The sequence below is a fragment of the Pedobacter sp. Leaf132 genome (assembly GCF_920984695.1).
Lineage (GTDB): Bacteria > Bacteroidota > Bacteroidia > Sphingobacteriales > Sphingobacteriaceae > Pedobacter.
This window is the reverse complement of the sequence record NZ_CAKLBO010000015.1, coordinates 41140-61285: the sequence shown is the minus strand read 5'-3', so window position 1 is coordinate 61285 and position 20146 is coordinate 41140. Positions and strand designations below refer to the sequence as shown.

15 protein-coding genes are annotated in these 20146 nt (G+C 37.2%); 6 read left to right on the top strand and 9 right to left on the bottom strand.

The genetic code is table 11. The annotated features are described in order from the left end of the window. Positions 1 to 56: 56 nt before the first annotated feature. Positions 57 to 719, bottom strand: a complete 663-nt coding sequence (locus LUA86_RS18895; protein ID WP_231465702.1) for an arylesterase — start codon at positions 717 to 719, stop codon at positions 57 to 59. A 121-nt stretch (positions 720 to 840) separates the two neighbouring features. Here LUA86_RS18895 and LUA86_RS18890 point away from each other — a divergent pair, with 121 nt between their 5' ends. The 4 genes from LUA86_RS18890 to LUA86_RS18875 all read left to right on the top strand — a co-directional run bounded on the left by LUA86_RS18890 (position 841) and on the right by LUA86_RS18875 (position 6822). Then, a complete protein-coding gene (locus tag LUA86_RS18890; RefSeq protein ID WP_231465700.1) occupies positions 841 to 1530 on the top strand; it encodes an ABC transporter ATP-binding protein in 690 nt (229 codons plus the stop codon). Then, complete coding sequence (locus LUA86_RS18885; RefSeq protein WP_231465698.1) at positions 1523 to 4060, top strand: ABC transporter permease; 2538 nt, start codon at positions 1523 to 1525, stop codon at positions 4058 to 4060. Before LUA86_RS18890 ends, LUA86_RS18885 begins: the two co-directional genes overlap by 8 nt. Positions 4061 to 4151: 91 nt before the next feature. Then, complete coding sequence (locus tag LUA86_RS18880; protein ID WP_231465696.1) at positions 4152 to 5393, top strand: PQQ-dependent sugar dehydrogenase; 1242 nt, start codon at positions 4152 to 4154, stop codon at positions 5391 to 5393. A 163-nt stretch (positions 5394 to 5556) separates the two neighbouring features. Further along, positions 5557 to 6822 carry an Hsp70 family protein gene (locus tag LUA86_RS18875; protein WP_231465694.1) on the top strand — a complete coding sequence of 422 codons (1266 nt, stop codon included), beginning with the start codon at positions 5557 to 5559 and terminating at the stop codon, positions 6820 to 6822. 231 nt (positions 6823 to 7053) lie between these two features. Here LUA86_RS18875 and LUA86_RS18870 read toward each other — a convergent pair whose 3' ends face one another. Then, on the bottom strand, positions 7054 to 8199 hold the full coding sequence (locus LUA86_RS18870) for a serine hydrolase (RefSeq protein WP_231465692.1): 1146 nt from the start codon (positions 8197 to 8199) through the stop codon (positions 7054 to 7056). Positions 8200 to 8306: 107 nt separating this feature from the next. Here LUA86_RS18870 and LUA86_RS18865 point away from each other — a divergent pair, with 107 nt between their 5' ends. Next, entirely contained in the window at positions 8307 to 9215 is a 909-nt protein-coding gene (locus LUA86_RS18865; RefSeq protein ID WP_231465690.1) for a DNA adenine methylase, read from the top strand. Positions 9216 to 9221: 6 nt separating this feature from the next. Here LUA86_RS18865 and LUA86_RS18860 read toward each other — a convergent pair whose 3' ends face one another. Together LUA86_RS18860 and LUA86_RS18855 are read right to left on the bottom strand one after the other, a co-directional pair. After that, entirely contained in the window at positions 9222 to 9707 is a 486-nt protein-coding gene (locus LUA86_RS18860) for a hypothetical protein (protein ID WP_231465688.1), read from the bottom strand. Between the two features lie 98 nt (positions 9708 to 9805). Continuing rightward, entirely contained in the window at positions 9806 to 10660 is an 855-nt protein-coding gene (locus LUA86_RS18855; protein WP_231465686.1) for an NAD(P)-dependent oxidoreductase, read from the bottom strand. A gap of 94 nt (positions 10661 to 10754) precedes the next feature. Between LUA86_RS18855 and LUA86_RS18850 the strand changes: the two genes are divergently transcribed. Next, positions 10755 to 11855, top strand: coding sequence for a DNA alkylation repair protein (locus tag LUA86_RS18850; protein ID WP_231465684.1), 1101 nt, complete (start codon positions 10755 to 10757; stop codon positions 11853 to 11855). A gap of 3 nt (positions 11856 to 11858) precedes the next feature. Here LUA86_RS18850 and LUA86_RS18845 read toward each other — a convergent pair whose 3' ends face one another. From LUA86_RS18845 to LUA86_RS18825, 5 genes are all read right to left on the bottom strand, one after another. Next, positions 11859 to 12314: an NUDIX domain-containing protein gene (locus tag LUA86_RS18845; protein WP_231465682.1), complete on the bottom strand. Its 456-nt coding sequence runs from the start codon at positions 12312 to 12314 to the stop codon at positions 11859 to 11861. Positions 12315 to 12680: 366 nt separating this feature from the next. Next, entirely contained in the window at positions 12681 to 14759 is a 2079-nt protein-coding gene (locus LUA86_RS18840; protein WP_231465680.1) for a glycoside hydrolase domain-containing protein, read from the bottom strand. 155 nt (positions 14760 to 14914) lie between these two features. Further along, on the bottom strand, positions 14915 to 15433 hold the full coding sequence (locus tag LUA86_RS18835) for a DUF2911 domain-containing protein (protein WP_231465677.1): 519 nt from the start codon (positions 15431 to 15433) through the stop codon (positions 14915 to 14917). 35 nt (positions 15434 to 15468) lie between these two features. Next, the gene (locus LUA86_RS18830; protein ID WP_231465675.1) at positions 15469 to 17241 is read right to left on the bottom strand and encodes a sodium:solute symporter; all 1773 of its coding nucleotides are present in this window, start codon (positions 17239 to 17241) and stop codon (positions 15469 to 15471) included. A 20-nt stretch (positions 17242 to 17261) separates the two neighbouring features. Beyond that, positions 17262 to 19730, bottom strand: a complete 2469-nt coding sequence (locus LUA86_RS18825; protein WP_231465674.1) for a PIG-L family deacetylase — start codon at positions 19728 to 19730, stop codon at positions 17262 to 17264. Positions 19731 to 20146: the final 416 nt, after the last annotated feature.

Sequence of the window (20146 nt, the reverse complement as noted above, 5' to 3'; positions counted from 1 at the left end):
TTCAGTAAAAAAAAGAAAATAGTGTTAATCCAGTGATATTAAGGTATTGATAATTTTTATAAAAGAGGTTTCAAAACAACCCAAACATTATCTGCTAAAATCTTATCGCCTTCTGCTGTTGGGTGAATTCCATCGGCCTGATTAAGCTTTGCCACACCACCAACCTTATCCAAAAGAAACGGAATTAAAGCCGCATTATTCTTTTCAGCAAGCTGTGGAAATATGTTTTTAAAGTCGGATGTATATTTTGCACCCATACTTGGCGGCATTTGCATGCCTGCAATCACAATTTTTACATCCGGATATTTAGCCTTTACCTTATCAATAATGCTTTGTAAATTTTTAGCTGTTTCTAAAACTGGTAAGCCTCGCAAACCATCATTAGACCCTAGCTCCAATACAAAAACATCAATTTTTTGCTTTAATAACCAATCTATACGGGCTTTGCCTGCGGCAGATGTTTCTCCACTTAAACCGCCATTAATTACTTTGTAAGGTAATTTTTCGGCATCTATTTTTTGCTGAATAACTGCAGGATACGCCTCTGTAGGCTCCAATCCATAACCAGCTGTTAAACTTGTTCCAAAAAACAATATTGTTTTAATTGGTGTCGTTACTTCGGCTTTGCCATTTTTAGCCGAATCATTATCTACTATTTTATCTGATTTACTGTTGTTTGAGCAAGCGGCAAAAAGTCCTGCAAAAACAATTAAAGTCATTATGCGTTTTCGTAACATATTTATATTTTCAAGCTCTAATTATCAAAAATCAATATCTTTAACAGGATATACGTAACTAATGTTAGTTTCGTGTTGGTCCTCATACTTAAATATTCAGCCATTGGAAAATATCCTGAACATCCGAAATGTAAGCAAAATTTATCAGAGTGCAGGCCATGAACTTACCGTTTTACATAACATTAACCTTAGCATAAAAACCGGCTCAACGGTTGCAATAACGGGTCCATCCGGAAGTGGAAAAACTACCTTACTTGGGCTTTGTGCTGGTTTAGATAGGGCATCATCTGGTAATGTTGAGCTTGCCGGCGTTTTGTTAGATAAGCTCTCTGAAGATGAGCGTGCAGCAGTGCGTAACCAGCACGTTGGCTTTATTTTTCAAAATTTTCAGTTACTGCCAACTTTAACCGCTTTAGAAAATGTTATGGTTCCTTTAGAATTAAGAGGTTTAAAAAATATTAAGCCACAGGCGATGGAATTACTGGACAAAGTTGGGCTTGCAGAGCGGGCACATCATTATCCAATTCAATTATCTGGTGGCGAGCAGCAAAGGGTTTCGCTGGCAAGGGCATTTTCGAATAAACCAGCAATTTTATTTGCCGATGAGCCAACCGGAAATCTTGATGCAGAAACGAGTGAGAAAATTATTAAACTGCTTTTCGATTTAAATACTGATGCAGGCACAACCCTGGTTATTGTAACACATGATTTAGATCTGGCATCGAGAACCAGCAGGGTTGTAAAAATGAAAGGTGGATTAATCATTGCCGACGAAAATCCGACTTATGCATAATCCATCAAAAAACCTTGTGCCCATTTCATGGATTTTTAAAATGGCCTGGCGGGATAGCCGCAAAAACCGTTCGCGTTTACTTCTTTTTATTTCCTCGATAGTTTTGGGCATTGCGGCACTTGTTGCCGTTTATTCTTTTAAGGATAATTTACAAAGCGATTTAGACAGGCAGGCTAAAGAACTTACCGGTGCCGATTTAATTATCGAAAGCCGCAAGGCGATTAATAAGCAAACGGAAGCCAGGCTTAAAAATATGGGCGATGACCGGGCAACCGAAAGTACATTCGCCTCGATGGTATATTTTATCAAAGACGGTGGTAGCCGTTTGGTACAAATGAAAGCCTTGCAAGGCAATTACCCGTTTTATGGCACCATTGAAACTACGCCAATTAGTGCTGCCAAGAGTTTTTTTAATGATCAGGAAGCCTTAGTTGATAAAACATTGATGCTTCAGTTTAACGCAAAAACCGGAGACTCGATAATTGTTGGCGATTTAAAATTTAAAATTGCAGGCACGCTTGATAAAGCACCCGGACAAACGGGCATTGCAGCCAGCGTAGCCCCAATTGTTTACATACCATTAAAATATTTGGATAAAACCGGGCTTGTAAAAACCGGAAGCCGGATTAATTATAAATTTTATTATAAGTTTAACAGCGATGATAAACTAAATGAAGTAGTTAAAAGTCTGCAGGCAAAAGCAGAAAAAGAAGGTTTGGATATTGATACCGTTGCCGAGCGGAAAGAACAAACCGGGCGCTCTTTCAGAGATTTAAACCGATTTTTAGCCTTAACCGGCTTTATAGCCTTATTACTTGGTTGTGTAGGGGTTGGAAGCGCTATTCATGTTTACATTCAGGAGAAACTTTCTGCCATTGCAACGCTACGCTGCATGGGTTTAAGGGCTTGGGATGCATTTTATATTTATCTGATTCAGGTTTCCTTTATAGGTATAATTGCAGCATTGATAGGTGCCGTTTTAGGCACAGCAATTCAATTTCTGTTACCCATTGTTTTAAAAGATTTTCTACCGGTTGAGCTCAGTATGCAAATTTCATGGTCGGCAATTGGCCAGGGATTATTACTTGGCCTGGCTATATCTGTTCTTTTTGCTTTACCATCGCTACTTTCTGTAAGACGGATTTCTCCTTTAAATGCAATTAGGGCAACATTTGAATCAAATACCAATAAAAAAAGAGATTATCTAAAAGGCTTTGTTTACCTGTTAATGGTTGCCTTTGTTGCAGGCTTTACTTATTTACAGATGGGAAGTTGGTTACAAACTTTGGTTTTCACCGTTGGGATCATGATTGCCTTTTTACTCTTGATGGCACTTTCCAGCCTGTTAATGTTTTTGGTCAAGAAACTAATACCAACCTCCTTAAGTTATTTATGGCGACAAGGTTTTGCTAATTTATATCGCCCGAACAATCAAACCTTAATGCTAACGGTCTCGATTGGGCTTTCAACGGCATTTATCTGTACGCTCTATTTTGTTCAGGGAATATTAATCAATCGGGTAACACTATCATCAGGAACAAACCAGCCTAATATGGTTTTATTTGATATTCAGACATCGCAAAAGCAAGCGGTTACAGATTTGACAAAGTCGTTCAAACTACCATTGATGAATCAGGTTCCGGTGATTACCATGCGCATAGAAGAAATAAACGGAAAAAAAGCTGGTGATGATAGTACAAATACAAGAGCATTTAAAAATGAGCTCCGTGCAACTTATCAAGATACTTTAACCGCAGCGGAAAAAATTATTGAGGGGAAATGGATACCAAAAGTAAATAATGCAAATGATGTAATTTATATTTCTTTAGATCAGAATTTTGCCCGAAGCATTAAAGTAAAGGTGAACGATAAAATCACGTTCAACGTACAGGGCATGCTATTACCAACCGTTGTTGGGAGCTTAAGGGAAGTAAACTGGACAAGGTTGCAGACCAATTTCAGAGTTGTTTTTCCGGGTGGCGTTTTAGAACAGGCGCCACAGTTTCATGTTTTAATGACGAGGGTTCCAAATAGCGAAACTTCTGCCCGCTTTCAGGGAAATGTTGTGCGCAAGTTTCCGAATATTTCTGTTATCGATTTAGGTTTGGTGCTAAAATTATTAGATGAGATACTAAGTAAAATTGGTTTTGTTATCCAATTTATGGCGGGTTTTAGTATGATTACCGGCTGGATAGTTCTTGTATCAGCTGTGCTAACCAGCAAAAACCAACGTATAAAAGAAAGTATTTTACTTAGAACAATGGGAGCAAGCAGGAAACAAATATTAGCCATAAATGTAATTGAATACTTTTTTCTGGGCTTATTGGCTGCATCAGCAGGATTAATGCTATCCTTAGCAGCAAGTTGGGGCTTAGCTAAATTTAGCTTCGATGCGAACTTCATTCCTCCGTTTTTGCCTACGGTTATATTATTTATCAGCGTAATTGCGTTAGTAGTTATAACAGGGTATTTAAGCAGCAGAAGCATATTAAATAAGCCACCACTCCAGATTTTAAGGAATGAAAGTTAATTAAACCGAAATAATTTCAAACTTAGAACCTTTTAGTAATCTGTGTGTTAGATAATTAACATCATTTATGTTAAACCTAAATTTGAAAAACATGATGAAATTTAAACTATACAGCTCATTGGTTGCAGGCGCTATGCTCATTTTTAGCTCTTGCTCTAAAGTAAGCGATGGCGGCGTTGAGGAAACCGGGCCAGAGCCAGCTCCCGGACCTGGTGTAGAAACCAGTGCACCCAACACAAACTACAAACCAGCATTTAGCGGACAAACAAGGGTTGGTAAAGTTGCCACCACCACAGCAATAAAGGGTACAGCAATAGCCACTACCCTATCTTCTCCATGGGGTATTACGGCTTTGCCTGATGGAAGATTATTGATTACAGAAAAAGGTGGAACGATGCGCATTGCAACTACCACCGGCACAATCAGTGCAGCCATCACCGGGCTTCCGGCTGTTAATGCTTCTGGGCAAGGCGGTTTATTGGGCTTATGCATCGACCCACAGTTTAGCACCAACAGAATGGTTTATTGGGTATTTTCGCTTAGTTCAACCGGCGGAAATCAAACAGCGGTAGCCAAAGGCCGGCTTGCCGATAACGAAAAAACCATAGAAAATGCTACCATCATCTATCGTGCAAACCCGGCTTATAATGGAACATTGCATTATGGCGGCCGCATTTTGTTTGATAGAAACGGAAATTTATTAGTTAGCACCGGTGAACGTTCTGATTTGGCAACCCGACCGCTTGCGCAATCTGTTTCGGCTGCCTTAGGTAAAATTGTTAGAATTACTACCAGTGGCGCTGCTGCAGCAGGAAACCCAACATTTTCAGGCTCGGGTGCATTACCAGAACTATATAGTATTGGTCATAGAAATCCGCAAGGCTTGGCTATACACCCTACAAGCGGCGATTTGTGGCAAAGTGAACATGGGCCACGAGGAGGCGACGAATTAAACCGGATTGTACCAGGCAGCAATTATGGCTGGCCAACCATTACTTATGGTATTGAATATAGTGGAGCAGCAATTGGCTCTGCAATACAACAACAAGATGGATTACAACAACCTGCATATTATTGGGACCCGGTAATTTCGCCCAGTGGAATGACTTTTTACAAAGGAAACCGCGTACCTGAATGGCAAAACAATCTTTTTATAGGCTCTTTAAGTGGTACACACATTGCCAGACTTGTAATTGAAAATAATCGGGTAATTAGTGAAGAAAGGTTATTGAGCAGCGAAGGTCAGCGTTTTAGGGATATTGCCCAAGGCACAGATGAAGCGCTTTATGCCATAACAGATGGCGGAAGATTATATAAAATTGATAAGCAATAAAGTTTATTTAATTTTCTTTTAAGGATTTTTTACAGCTGTCCAATGCCGGGCGGCTGTTTTTATTTACAAGCTTCTACAAAACAAAATTAGGTTTGAGAATCGCTCAATTTTTCATACTTTCGCAACCCCCGCCGAAAAATCTGTAAAACAAACCTTCTACACAATGAGCAAATACCTGTATGGAATCGACTTTGGAACAACGAATTCCGCTTTATCTATTTACGATGAACAAAAGGCAGAAATTATTGATACCATAATAATTCCTTCGCTCATTTACTTCCCGGAAAATCATGCATTGGCAGGAGAACAAAAATATGTTGTAGGCGAAAAAGCCATAGAAACCTATCTAGAGGACGGTATGAAGGGTCGTTTCATCAAATCCATAAAGCAGATTTTATCAAGAAGCAGTTTTACAGAAACCCTAATTCAGAATAAGCGTTACAATGCTTCTGACCTGGTTGCTATTATCCTCACTGAATTAAAATCCAGAGCCGATAAAATTACAGCAACAGATTGTAAAAAGGCAGTTATCGGCAGACCTGTATTTTTTGATGATGATAACACCCAAAAAGATACGCTTGCCCAAAGCCGGCTAAATAAAGCTGCTGAAAAGGCTGGTTTTGAAGAACTTCGTTTTCAGTTTGAACCGATTGGCGCTGCATTTGCCTATGAGAAAACCATTCAACACAAAGAAAATGTTTTGGTAGCCGATATTGGTGGTGGAACAACAGATTTTACTTACCTGGTTTTAGACCCGGCAAAAGTTGGTAGCCAGGATAGAAAAAACGACATGATGGCTACGGGCGGTATTTATATCGGCGGTGATAGTTTTGATTCGGCATTTATGTGGGAACAAGGAACACCACACTTCGGTAAGAATACACAGTATGAGGCCAGTCCGGGGAAAAAATTGCTGGTTCCAAAATCGCTGTTTGCCAATATTTGTACCTGGGATAAAATGAACTTTTTTAATGGTTTAAGAATAAAAAAAGACATTGAAAATTATTACTACTATTCTGGCAATAACCCGGAATTTAAAAATCTGATTACCTTGGTTGATAACAATCTAGGCTATTCTGTATTTCAAGCTATTGAACGTACCAAGATTGAACTTTCCTCGCAAGACAAAAGCAATTTCAACTATAAAAACTTAGGGATTTCTATTGATGATTGGATTACTTCATCAGATTATAATGCAATTATTGATAAAGATTTGAACCGGATTAATACATACCTCGACGAGTTCTTAAGCAAAAACAACATTAATCCAACCGAAATAAATAGTTTGTTTTTAACGGGCGGAACATCACTCGTTCCGGCGGTACAAAATTTATTTAAAACTCGTTTCCCGCATATTAATTTAAACTCTGGCGATAACTTTAAAAGCGTTGCCAAAGGTTTGGCCTACAGTGGTTACCTTTTTAATTAGGTTAGAGTTGCTTTCGTTATTCTGAACTTGCTTCAGAATCTCTTTTTAAGTATTACGTTTAGTTTTTGGAAATGTAAGCGCCGTTCTAATAGCGACCATCATTCCCGCCAAACCCGCCTACAGCTGGCAGGCACTTTACTTCTCCCGATGAAGTATGGGGATTCGTGTTCGCTTACATCGGGTTTAGCGACTAAGGTTGGTGAATAAAACCTTTCAATATGTCGTTGAGCGCTATTTAACCAAATTACTATATACACAGTTTATTGCTTCCCTACTAAAATCTGGTATTCCATCGGTGTAAAGTGGGTTGCAGCCATTGGTAATAATCACAATACCGAAATCATTCTTTTTCGAAAAAAACATGGTGCTGTATAAGCCATAAGCAGAGCCTGTATGACCGGTAAGTTCTATACCTGGAATCAGCGTGCTGGTTTTTCTTAGGGCTAATCCGTATTCTTCTGGTTCGGAAACTTTGGTTTGCATTAATTTTGAACTCTTTCTGGAGATAATGGTAACCCCATCCGATTTTCCAAAATTCATATGCATTTTCATGTATTTCGCTAAATCAAGGGCCGATATTTTCATTCCGCCAGTTGGCGAAAAAATAGGCGTTGAATAACCCATAACATACTGGCTGATTTCGGTTCTTCGCGGCGCATAAGCTTGTGTAGCTTCTGTAAATACATTTGTTGCTGCATTGTATTCGTACAAGCTTGCAAAGCGAGTATTATCCAGTGAATCTACGCAGTAACCGCCATATAATTTCAGTGGGTTTGAAATATGCTTTTTAACATATTGGTCGAAACGTTCGCCTGAAATTTTTTCAATCAACGTACCAATCATATTATAATTTAGATTGCAATAATCATAAGTGCTTCCAGGTTCGTTATTGCTATAACATTTAGCCCAATCAGGGTTTTTATCCGGATTAATAACATTTAAACTCAAATATCCCTGACTATCATTAATACCTGATGTATGCGACATGACCATTTTAAGCGTAATTACTTTATCCGGGTACTTAGGATTTCTAATTTTAATACCCATCAAATCACCAAAATCATCAGATAATTTTACCTTGCCAGCCTCAACCAATTGCATAATGGAGGTTGCAGAAAATGATTTTGAAATGGATGCAATGCGAAATATGCTCTGCTCATTCAATAATTCGTTTCTTTCAATATTTTTTAACCCATAAGATTTACTGAAAGCAATTTCATTATGTTTCACTATTGCGATGGAAACACCAACAGCTTTATATTTATCCATAATATCTTTGAATTCGGCTTCAAATTTTGGATTTTGAGCCGATGCCATTTTCGCAGTGAGCAGGCAAAATAAAATCAGGTTTAAGAAACGAATCAACTTTGTTTTCATTAGAACAGGTTTTAAAGATTTAATTGTGGTAAAAAAGCTTCTATTATGGAAAGCCCGGATCAATCTATTTTTATAACTTGCGAGATAATTAAGCAGCATTTACAGCTTTGCCAAACGAAATTAAATCTATAACAGCCAAACCATTTTTAAAATGGGCAGGAGGAAAAACGCAATTAATTCCTGCTATTGAAAGCCTGTTACCCGAAAATATAAAAACTTTACAGGATTTAACCTACGTTGAGCCATTTATTGGCAGCGGTGCAGTATTTTTTTGGTTTATTCAGAAATTTAAAATCAAACACGCCATCATTAACGATGTTAATACCGATTTGATTAATGTTTACAAAGTGATAAAGCACACAGCGGCAAAGCTTATTAAGCAACTCGAAAACATACAAACTCAATACTATTCGTTTTTTAATGAATCAGAAAAAAAAGCATTTTACCTAGATAAAAGAGCAATTTTTAATTCGAGAGCCACAACAGATATTGAGCATGCCGCCTTATTTATTTTCCTAAATAGAACTTGTTTTAATGGCTTGTACAGAGTTAATAAAAAGAATGAGTTTAACGTGCCTTTCGGTAGATATGCCAAGCCAAAAATATGTGATGGCGCAAACATTTTGACCATAAGCGGTTTGTTGCAGGAGGTTACCATTTTGAATGGCGATTACGAAAACACGCTGAGTTTTGCCGGCAAAAATGCCTTTTACTATTTCGACCCGCCCTATAAACCCATCAGTAAAACAGCTTCTTTTAATGCCTACGCTAACGGCGGCTTTGATGATGCGGAACAAATAAGACTGGCAGAGTTTACAGAAAAGCTCACTACAGATAATAAATATTGGTTGTTGAGCAACTCTGATCCTAAAAACATTAATCTGGATGATGTTTTTTTTGATCAGCTTTATGACAGACCATCAAATACAATTGTTAGGGTACAAGCCAAAAGAATGATTAATTCGAATGCCGCGAAACGTGGTGCAATAAATGAAATTTTAATTGTGAATTATTAATCGCAGTTAAAATCCATGCGCTTCCATTATCACGTCCAAATCTCTCCATTTTTTGCCTTTCGAAAAGTTTGCTGCATAAGCTGGTGTATGATTCTGAATTAAAACCTGGTGCATACCCAAACGTTTAACACGCTTCTTTAGAATGGCGTTGGCTTTGTTTTCTTCAGCAATCATGCCTGCATAAATTACGGTAAACCAAATATTTATTTCCAGCTCATCGGCAGGGTATTCTTTTGCAATCGCATCAATTAACCTTAAAATTACCTGACTAATATTTTTATCCGTGAGCGTGTAAAACTTTATAAAATCGCTGTAGATTTTTTGAGTTGTGTATTTCCTACCCAAAACCTGCAATCGCTCAAAATACTCCGTATCCAGAGGTGCGTACCTACGTTCAATTGGTTTAGAAAGGTACACGCACCAATCATCAAAAGTTCCTTTATCAAATTCGATGCGTGTAGTATTGTTAATTTGTTTAATTAGCCTGGTCATTTCCCGAACGATTTTTATGTAATATCGGGATGCAGAATAAAGCTAATTATTTTTATAAAGTTTTCAATACTTATTTAATTATTTCTGAGGCACTTAAGTTATGATTTCATTGCTTTAAAAACAGCGATAATATCCTCATTTTCATATTCCGGAGCTGCTTTTTCAAATGTATTTAAAGCTGTTTTTGCTAAAGGTGTATTTAAACCTTCATTTTTAGCCAGATTTAAATCTTTAACAATGTGCTTTAAAGCAAAAGCGGCATTATAATTATCGTTTAAAATTGCTTCACCTTTTATTTTACTAAAGATATTCCCTATTGCACTATTTTCTATCAATGTAAGTAAGCTTTGAGTATCTATATTTTTAGATTGAGCGAACAAAACTGCTTCCGCCAAACCTTGAGCATGTAGTGCTAATAAACCGTTAATGGCAAGTTTTGCATTATTCCCAGCGCTTGTTTCCCCAACCAACATTGCTAGTTTTCCTAGTTTATCAAATATTGGTTTTACCTCATTAAATGCTGCTTCATCGCCGCCAACCATAATAACCAAAGTACCGGTTTCAGCTTGCTTCACACTTCCAGATACTGGCGCATCCAGATAAGTGCCATTTTTTGCTTTACAAAGCAAAGCCATTTCCTTGCTTATGCCAGGCGAAACCGTACTCATATTTACAATAATTTTATTGCTTAAATCCTGCTCCAATAAGCCCTCGGCTCCTGTAAAAATTTGTTTAATTGCTTCATCATCAGAAACCATTAAAAAAACAATATCGTTTAGTTTTAATAAATCAGCTGGACTTGCAGACACTTCCACACCCATATCTAAAAGGCTTTGTGCTTTATCTTTATTACGATTAAACACCGTAAGTTTATAACCTGCCTTAATCAATTGTGCCGACATTGGTTTACCCATATTGCCTAAACCAATCCATCCGATATTTAATTTTTCCATCTCACAAATATCAACAAAAACTCCATTGATTGTGCAAAAGCTTTTTTAAACCTGAGTAAAATTATAAGTTACTTTGTGGCATATTTATTTAACAATGAGCTACCTTTTAAAAGATTTATATTCTCCTAATTTCTACGAAAAGTTATCAAATGTTTTAAGCAAAACATTGCCTGGTTTTGATAAAAATAAGTTTATAAAAGCAATCTATAGTCCGGATTTTGAATCGAAAGAATTAAAGGAACGGATGAAGCATACAACAAAGGTTTTGCATCATTTTATGCCGGAAAGATTTGCCGAAAGCAGATTATTTTTAGAAGCCATCATTAAACAGTTGAGAATGGAAGGCATTGGAGAAGATTCATTAACTTATATGTTTTTGCCTGATTACATTGAAAGCTATGGTTTGGAAGATTTTGAAAATGCAGTGAAAGCTCTGGAATTTACCACCCAATTTACAAGTTGCGAATTTGCCGTTCGTCCGTTTATTTTGAAATATGGGGATGCGATGCTTGATGAAATGCTAAGATGGTCTGAACACGATAACCATAAGGTTAGGCGATTGGCAAGCGAAGGCAGCAGACCGCGTTTACCCTGGGCGATGGGTATTCCGTTCTTAAAAAAAGATGTTTCAAAGGTATTGCCCATCCTCGAAAATCTTAAAGCTGATGCTTCAGAATACGTTCGCCGAAGTGTTGCAAATAACCTGAACGACATTGCAAAAGATAATCCTGATATTGTTTTAGAAGTTGCCAAAAGATGGACGGGTTTAAGTAAAGAAACTGATGCCATTATAAAACATGGTTGCCGTACATTATTAAAACAAGGACATACCGAAATTTTAAAACATTATGGTTTGAGCGATAAGGGCATAAATCTTTCAGATTTTAAAGTGCTAACGCCGGTGGTAAATATTGGTGGTAGTTTGGAATTTACTTTTAACATCGCTAACGCAAACAAAACTCCACAAAAAATAAGATTGGAATACGGCGTTTATTATATGAAACAAAATGGGCAGCTCAGCAAAAAAGTTTTTAAAATTTCTGAACGCGAATATTTGCCTGAAAAAAGTTTAATGGTAAACAGGAAACAAAATTTTGTATTAATTACCACCAGGAAATTTTATCCAGGCAAACATCAAATTTCCATTATTATTAATGGTATAGAGAAAGAAGTTTCCACTTTCGAACTGGTTTAATGCTTAACTAAATTGTTCCATAACTTCATCAAGAAAGGGTACTTGCCTTTCATTAATTTTTAATTTCGCCTCCGCGTAGCTAAACCATTCTCCTTTATCTATTTCGGGCATCTGTTGCTTTTTTCCGCTTCGCGGAGGCCATTCCATTTCAAAAGTATTACTTATAATTTTTGAAGCATCAAAATCAGATTGAATTGCCCAACAAGAAACTTTCTTTCCGGCTTTTTGCGTAATCTGTTTTAATGGTGTAAAATGACCTTTCAATTTGATGGATGTTTCTTCTTCAAATTCGCGTATCGCAGCACTGAGCATTTCTTCATCTTCCTGCAATTCGCCCTTGGGTATGGTCCACACGCCTAAATCTTTTTTAGAGAAGAATGGTCCGCCAGGATGTACCAGAAAAAATTCTAACGTTTTTCCAATCATCCTGAAAGCTAATATGCCTGCGCTTTGTTTCAAAACTAAAATTATAAATTAAATAAAAAAGCAACCTGGTTTTTCAGATTGCTTTCAAGCTTCAAATCGTTTAACGATTAAAGTAATCCGTATATTCCGTGAGCATAAGTACGTAATGACTCTGAAACCGTTTTCATTTTTTCTGGAGACGGTCCTTTTACCTTATATGCCTCTGGATGCATTTCTTGTTGATTTTGATTGTTTTGTTCTACTACACTTGTACGTGTTAATGTGTCGTTCTTAATCTCGTCTATATTTAAAGGGGCCATGGGATGTAATATATTTTACAGGAAGAACATCCCTCAAATCCTTTTTGTTTTGCGCTCAAACAAATAAAAAGCAAACTGACTATAAATCAACAAATCAAAATTATTTCTCCAGACTTGAAATCCAGTTTTCGGTTTGCGAAGTAATAACTGGCGTAGCCGAAGCCACGATTTTTAAAATGCCACCACCATTTATTTCATCTTGTGTGATGTAATTCTTATTAAATTTTTTTCCGTTGAGATAAACCTCTTTGATGTATTTATTTTTAAGGCTAAAATGCTCTACCTCTACTTTGAAAGTTTTGTTCGCCTTTACTTTATAAGTTACAGATTTAAACAGCGGAACATTTAAATAATAAACTGGCCAGCCCACACAAGGCGGCGAAAAACCACTTGCTGTAAACACGTACCAGGCAGACATTGCGCCAGCGTCGTCATCCATTGTACGTACGTAAGCTTGTGGTTTATTCTGATAGATTTTACCAATAAATGAACCAATGCCTCTGCTGTTATCGTTAAAATAATTTTGAATTACCGTATCAGCGGCTAACTGGTGCATCCAATCCTGCGATTTATAACCCGATTTAGTCACGTTGTACATTAATGGTGCTTGCAAATCAGGTTCATTGGCATGGTTGTACAAATCGCGTTCAAAGAATTGACCTAAGTTTTTTAAGTAATTTTCTTCACCGCCATCCAGTTCAATCAAACCCTTAAAATCGTATGGTACAAACCATCGGTACTGCCAGATTGTACCTTGATATAAGCCTCTGGCCTGCATTCTATCGACATCGTTTTTTGTTAAATCTTTAAAATCCTTATTCCAGTACGTTTTATACTCTAATGCTTTATTTAGATAATGCTGCGTTTTTTCTTTATTATTCTGGATTTTAAAAATTTCAGAAAACGCCCAATTGTCGTAACTTGATTCTAAAGCTTTATCAGGAGATTTATAATCTAAACCATCTACTTCTTTAATTAAAGAATCGGTAATGCTTTTAAAATCAACTTTGTAACCCTTGCGATAAGCATCCAGTAAAACCACGATAGCGTGTTCGGTCCTAACAGTATTTGAAGGCTCTGTTTGGCCTGCATAATCCTTCTTTCCCGAATTATATAAATCGGCAATTGAGGTAACAATCCCCTGATAACGTTCGGGTGCAATGATAGAAAGTAAAGGCAATTGCGTACGGTAATTGTCCCAAATGGCCCAACCATTATACCTGGTTGCTGTATCTTTCTTTAATTCGCCTTTGGTGCTTCGATATTGTCCATCAGTTTCAGAAATTACATAAGGCGATTGCATGGTTCGATACAGCAAAGAGTAAAAAAGCTTTGCATTTTCGAGGTTTCCCTCAACTGCTATCTTACCTAAATTAGTATTCCAATCCCTACTGCTCTGTGTTTTCATCTGTTCAAAAGAACCCTTTTTAATGGATTGCTTTGCAGCTTCTACACTTACAGAAGAAAAGGCAATGTTAATTCCTGCCGTTGTAGAAGTATTATTTAACATGGCAATTAATTTATGGTTGCCTTGTTCTTGCCATTTTGCATTTTCATTAAGCTCCAAATAGTAATACAATCGATATTTACCAACGTTACAAGTGGTTTTTGAAACTAGTGTTCCGCTGACCACATTAGCTTTAACGCCATGCTCTTCAGAAACAAAAGCGCCGTTAAAAGCATAAGCCAAATCAAGGTAAAATCCTTTTTCTCCTGTTGGAAATTGATAAGCATGTTTGCCGGCATTTCCTAAAACCGTAAATTCTGCTTGTATTTTATTTTCAAATTCTACTGCATAATAGCCCGGTGAAGCTTTTTCTGCCGATTTTAACAAAACTGATTTCATGGGCTCTGTACCCAAAAATGGTTTGATAAAAATATTCCCACCCGATCCCTGGCAACCCACACCTTCAAAACGATTGTGGGTAAAACCTTCAAACTTCCTGGCTAAATGCTCGTATCCGGTATGCGTTTTTGGATAGGTTTGCGGACAAATACTGAGCATGCTAAATGGGTATGAGGCAGCCGGCGACATTTGACCATGATCGCCAGAAGAACCTAAAAACACATTAACTAAATCTACCGGGCGATTGGTAGAAATTGAAAAACTAGCTGATTTGCTTTGAGCTAAAACGTTTAAGGAGATTAGAAAGCAAATGGAGGTTAAAATTCTTCTCATGTGTTATCAATAATTTTTTGGAGGATTTGTGCCGGCTAAATTATAGATTTTAAGGTTAATCCTCTATTATATTTTATCCTCTTTAAGCGATAAAAAAACCAAAAAAAAAACCATTCTGAATAAACAGAATGGCCTAAATATTTTAAATACTAAATTTATTTAATGGATACTGGCACAGATATTTTATCCCACTCCATAGTAAAACCACCTTTATTAACTTTGTAGACCAATGTTTCTTGTGTAGCTTTTAATGCTTTAACTTTAACATCAACACGTAAAGCATCTTTAGCTTCTTCGTATTTGTAAGCACCCCATTGTTTTGGTTCTTTATTAAAAATTGCTGTCCATGTACCACTTTCTCTTGGAATTAAAAAGAAACTGTATTTTCCTGCTGGTAAAGCTTTACCTTGTACAGTGATGTTTTTATCTGTTTCGAAAGTAGTTGCATCATTTGCTCCTGCACGCCAAACAACGTCGTATTTCTCTAAGCCGCCCCAAATTTTACGACCTTTTACTGATGGGCTACTGTAAGCAATCGTAATAGTTGCATCTTTAATTTTTCCCATAGCTGTTGCCGCCGGACTTGCTGGTTTTTTAGCATCCTGAGCCATAGCACTTGCCGAGATGGTAATTGCTGCAAAAAGCAGCGCAATAGATTTAATTGTGGTTTTCATAGTAATATAATTATCTGTTTTTGTTGTTTTGTATTTTACGAATTTAGTGCTTTAGGTCGATAAAATAATAATCCTAAAGTCGAAAATGCAATTACTGCCGCCGCTCCAATTACATTTAACCATAAAAAGGAAACGACATCGAATTCATAAACGGCAATAACAGCAATTTCTGATAATATGGCTGAAATAAAAACCAGTTTACCGTCAATCTTTTTAAAATAGAAAGCGACCAGAAAAATTCCCAAAATCGGACCATAAAACAGTGAGCCTAAAACATTCACGGCTTCGATTAACGAACCCATTTGCGTAGCAAACATGGCGACAGCGATTGAGAAAATACCCCAACCAAGCGTATGTACCCGGCTATATTTTAATTCTGTTGCATCATCAATTTGCCTTTTACTAAAAATTAAGTGAACATCTTTTAAAGAACAAGCTGCAAGAGAATTTAATGCAGCAGAAATGGAACCCCAGCTCGCCAGAAAGATTACGGCAAAAAGTAATCCAACCATCCCAACGGGAAGTGTATTCCTTACAAAATAGAGAAAGATATAATTCGTGTCCGTTTTTTCAGCATTGAAATTTGAACTGTTAATAGCGGTTTCTACCCTGCTGTGTAAATCCTTTACTTGATTTTGCGTAGCCTTAAAACCTGCAATTGTATTGCTTAGTTCGGGAGATTCTTTATCCTTTTGAGCTAAAATTGCTGCAGATTGAGCATTAAATTTAGCTTGTAATAATTGATGTTCCTTTTCAAAAGCCAGAGCCAGCTGAGGTTGTTTATCTTTCAAAAACTGATAAGAACGCTCATTAAAATAAATTGGCGCTGGTTTTAAAGAGAAAAATGCAAAAAGTAAAGCACCAATTAACAGAATTGCGAATTGCATGGGAATTTTGACTAAGCCATTTAAAAGCAAACCCATTTTAGCATTTGTATTATCTTTTGCAGTTATGTATCGGCCTACCTGACTTTGGTCTGTACCGAAATAGGAAAGTGCCAGAAAAAAACCACCGATTAAGCCACTCCAAATGTTGTATTTATCTTTCCAATCAAAATCAGTAGTAATTACATTAAGCTTTCCTGATTTACCTGCAAGGTATAATGCATCACTAAAACCAATACCGTTTGGCATGTTTTGCACCAACAAATACCCTGCGAAGGTCATTGTTCCCAAAATAATTAAGAACTGTAGCTTTTGAGTATGCGCAATAGCTTTTGCGCCACCAACATAAGTATAAATTAAAAGTATTCCGCCGGTTAAAATATTGGTTAAATAAATATTCCAGTTTAAAACGCTTGATAAAATTATACTTGGTGCATAAATGCTGATTCCGGTAGATAAGCCTCTCGAAAAAAGAAATAATAAAGAGGTTAATACCCTCGTTTTCTTATCAAATCGATTTTCTAAATATTCGTAAGCCGTGTATACATTTAATCGCTGAAATATTGGAATAAAGGTGATGCAGATTACAATCATCGCCAATGGCAAACCAAAATAATACTGTACGAAACGCATACCATCGGTATAAGCTTGCCCCGGCGCTGATAAAAATGTTATCGCACTCGCTTGTGTAGCCATAATGCCAAGCAACACAATATACCAGGGCATTTTGTTATCGGCCTTTAGGTATGATTCGTTGCTTTTTTGCCCACGGCCGATAAAAATGCCGTAAACCACAACAGCCAGCAAGGTAATGATGAGTACAATCCAATCTATATTACTCATGCCCAAAATTTTGTAAACAGATAATAAAATACCAGCTGAAACACCAGGGCTAGCGCCAAAAGAATATACCAGGTTCTCCAACTTTTAAAATTATTTTTCATCTACTTCCCTGCTGATATAAAGTTAAAGAACAACCTTGCTGCCCCAACATTGGCTGCCGGCAACTGCCTAAAGAATGCTAAAGGTGTGTAAATGAAGTTTCCTTTGCCAAATTGTGCATAAAGTGTAGAGCCCTTTAATTGTTCTTCGCCTGTATCATTCATTTCAAAAAGCGGTTCATATTTTTCATCCCATTGGTCGGGAAAATAAGCGCCACGCTCCTGTACCCAATCATTAAAATCATCAGCCGTAATTTTGTTAGGGTAATTTAAAAGCTTGTGTTTTGGATTTAGAAACTTAACCGCAGCGTTTTCTTCAGTAACCCGTTTGCCGCTGATATTGAAAGGATAAACACCGAAATTTTGCAAAGCCATATCTTGCGTAGTGTTATATTGCATTACAATTGTACCCCCATTTTCAACGTAGCTTTTTAGTGCAACTTGCCAGTTTTTAATCCTTTTTTCTGTGTTGATAACCCTAACGCCAGTAACTACAGCATCATAACTGGCCAATTTTACAGGATTTAAAATATCTGCTTCGTTTAAAACATCAACTTGTAAACCAGCCTGGCGTAAAAATTCAGGTATCAAATCGCCAGCGCCTTGTATGTAGCCTACTTTTTTAGCCAATACCTTAACATCATCTTTTAACAGCCAGGTTGTAGCCGGTACAAAGTATTGCAAAGATGGCAAATGCGGATATTGAATAAGCACCTGACCTTTGGTAAATTCATTTGTTTCTGAAGAAAAAACAGCTTCGAGCTTATTCTGACTAGTTTTAATCTTTGCCAAATCTTCTGCAGGAATTAAAAAATCTTTAATGGTAACCGTGTTTTCTGCCAGGTTTACACCTGTAAAAGTTTTTACGATGGTGTTTCCAATTTTGAAGCTAACCTTCCCGTAGTTAATATTTTTATTGGCTTTTAATTTTAAGGTAATCGCTAAGCCTTCTTTATCCTTTGCAAAATAGACCGGTTCGGTGAAGGCTAAATCTAAAGCCGGAACAATCCGCAATTGCTCTACAACATCTCCTTTAACCGGGTCTAACTTTTTATAAGATAGCGGCAGCTTTACCGCAAATTTATTAGTGCCTATTTTTAATACAACACTTACATTAAGCGCTGCTTCATTTTCTGCTAAACCAATTAAAGTATCATTTGCAACGCTAAAGGTTGCTGCATTTTTTGCCGCCTTTTCTAACCAATAGGGTTCAGTTATTTTTGCATCTGCAGGTACTTGTATTTTACGTTCGATGGTGACTAACGAATCGCCAGAGATTCTTCGGTTCAAATTATCGGTTTGATTTATCCAGTTTACCTGTTCCAAAATAACCGGACTGTCTGACCTTGAAATCACATTTAATTTAAAATTGTAACTATTTCCGGCAATAGCCTCAGGTTGGTTGGTCACTATCTCGCCCATAAAACCCGTACAACTTAAAATAATCTTATCAATTGCCTTAAGTTTATCTTTTCTTAAATCTGCGTCTTGCAGTTCTACAATCCTTTTACGCAGCATTAACAAGCCGTGTAAACTTTTATCAGGATGATTGTAATCAAAAGAAAGTAAAAGCACATCAATCAAATCGTCTACATCATCAATCCCTTTTTCAGACCAGTTCAAAGGGATTTTATCAAACAATGTAGCTTTTGCAGGTTCACCCAAAACATGACTAAAATATTCAGTTCTAACACCAGCAACAGATTGCGTACCGGCGCCCTGGCTTTTATGCAAACTTCTGCTTAAACCTGCAAGTTCGCCGTAGCCCATACCCAACTGCGCATCATATTGCCCAACATCAGCTTTCAATTGGCTTTCAGATGTTGTGTTTACACCACCAAACCTAAATGTATTCCACAATAATCTTTTCGGCTGCCAAACGCTTACATATTTTAACTGACCAGGGAATGCATTTTTATCTCCCGCCAGTTTAAATGCCTTTTCGGCCACAACCGCCGATGCAGCATGTTGCCCGTGCCCTGCCGCCGCCGTTGGAGGGAAACGGCAAATAATCACATCCGGACGAAATTTTCTGATTACCCAAACTACATCTGCTGTAATGCTGTCGGCGTCCCATTGCTTAAAGGTATCATCCGTATTTTTTGAGAAACCAAAATCAATAGCTCTGGTAAAAAATTGTTGCGCACCATCAAGCCTTCTGGCCTCTAAAAGTTCATGCGTTCTAATTAGGCCCAAGGCTGCACCTTGTTCTGTACCAAGCAAATTTTGCCCACCATCACCTCTGGTTAACGATAAATAACCTGTTTCTACATTTTGCTCATTAATTAGCCAGGAAAGTAAGCCTGTATTTTCATCATCTGGGTGCGCTGCTAAATAAAGTACTTTAGGCATTCGTTTAAGCGTTTTTAAATCTCTGTAAATTTCAGCAGATTTAGCCGGGCGAACTTGTTGAGCCGAACATATAGCGGAAAAGAAACCCAACCCGAGTACGGCAATTATAACTTTAAACATAGAATTTGCTTTGTGTTGTTTCAAAGATGCTAAAATGCTTTTTATTTTAATGCGCAGGTATTGAAAAATTACAAACCGAAATACTTGAGTATTTATTTTTTGGAGCGCAAAGTCTTGTAATCTTTGGGTTGCACCAGTCCCGCTTTTGCTTCAAAGCCCGAAAAAAACGGGCGTTTTACGCGTCAATCGGGGCTAATAACTCAATATTGTGCAAATGGATAGCGTTTAATGCACCGCCATTCGTTTATAATCCCCTGCCTGCTGCAGGCAAAGGGTAGTAGCGGCACCCTTTTTGTAGCACTAATTAATATTTTATCACAACGTTAACAAAAAAATATAGCGAATAACGGGACTACAAACCGCCAAAGAATTGAAACTTTCATTTTCTAACAAAAATTTAAAGAGCTGAAAAATTG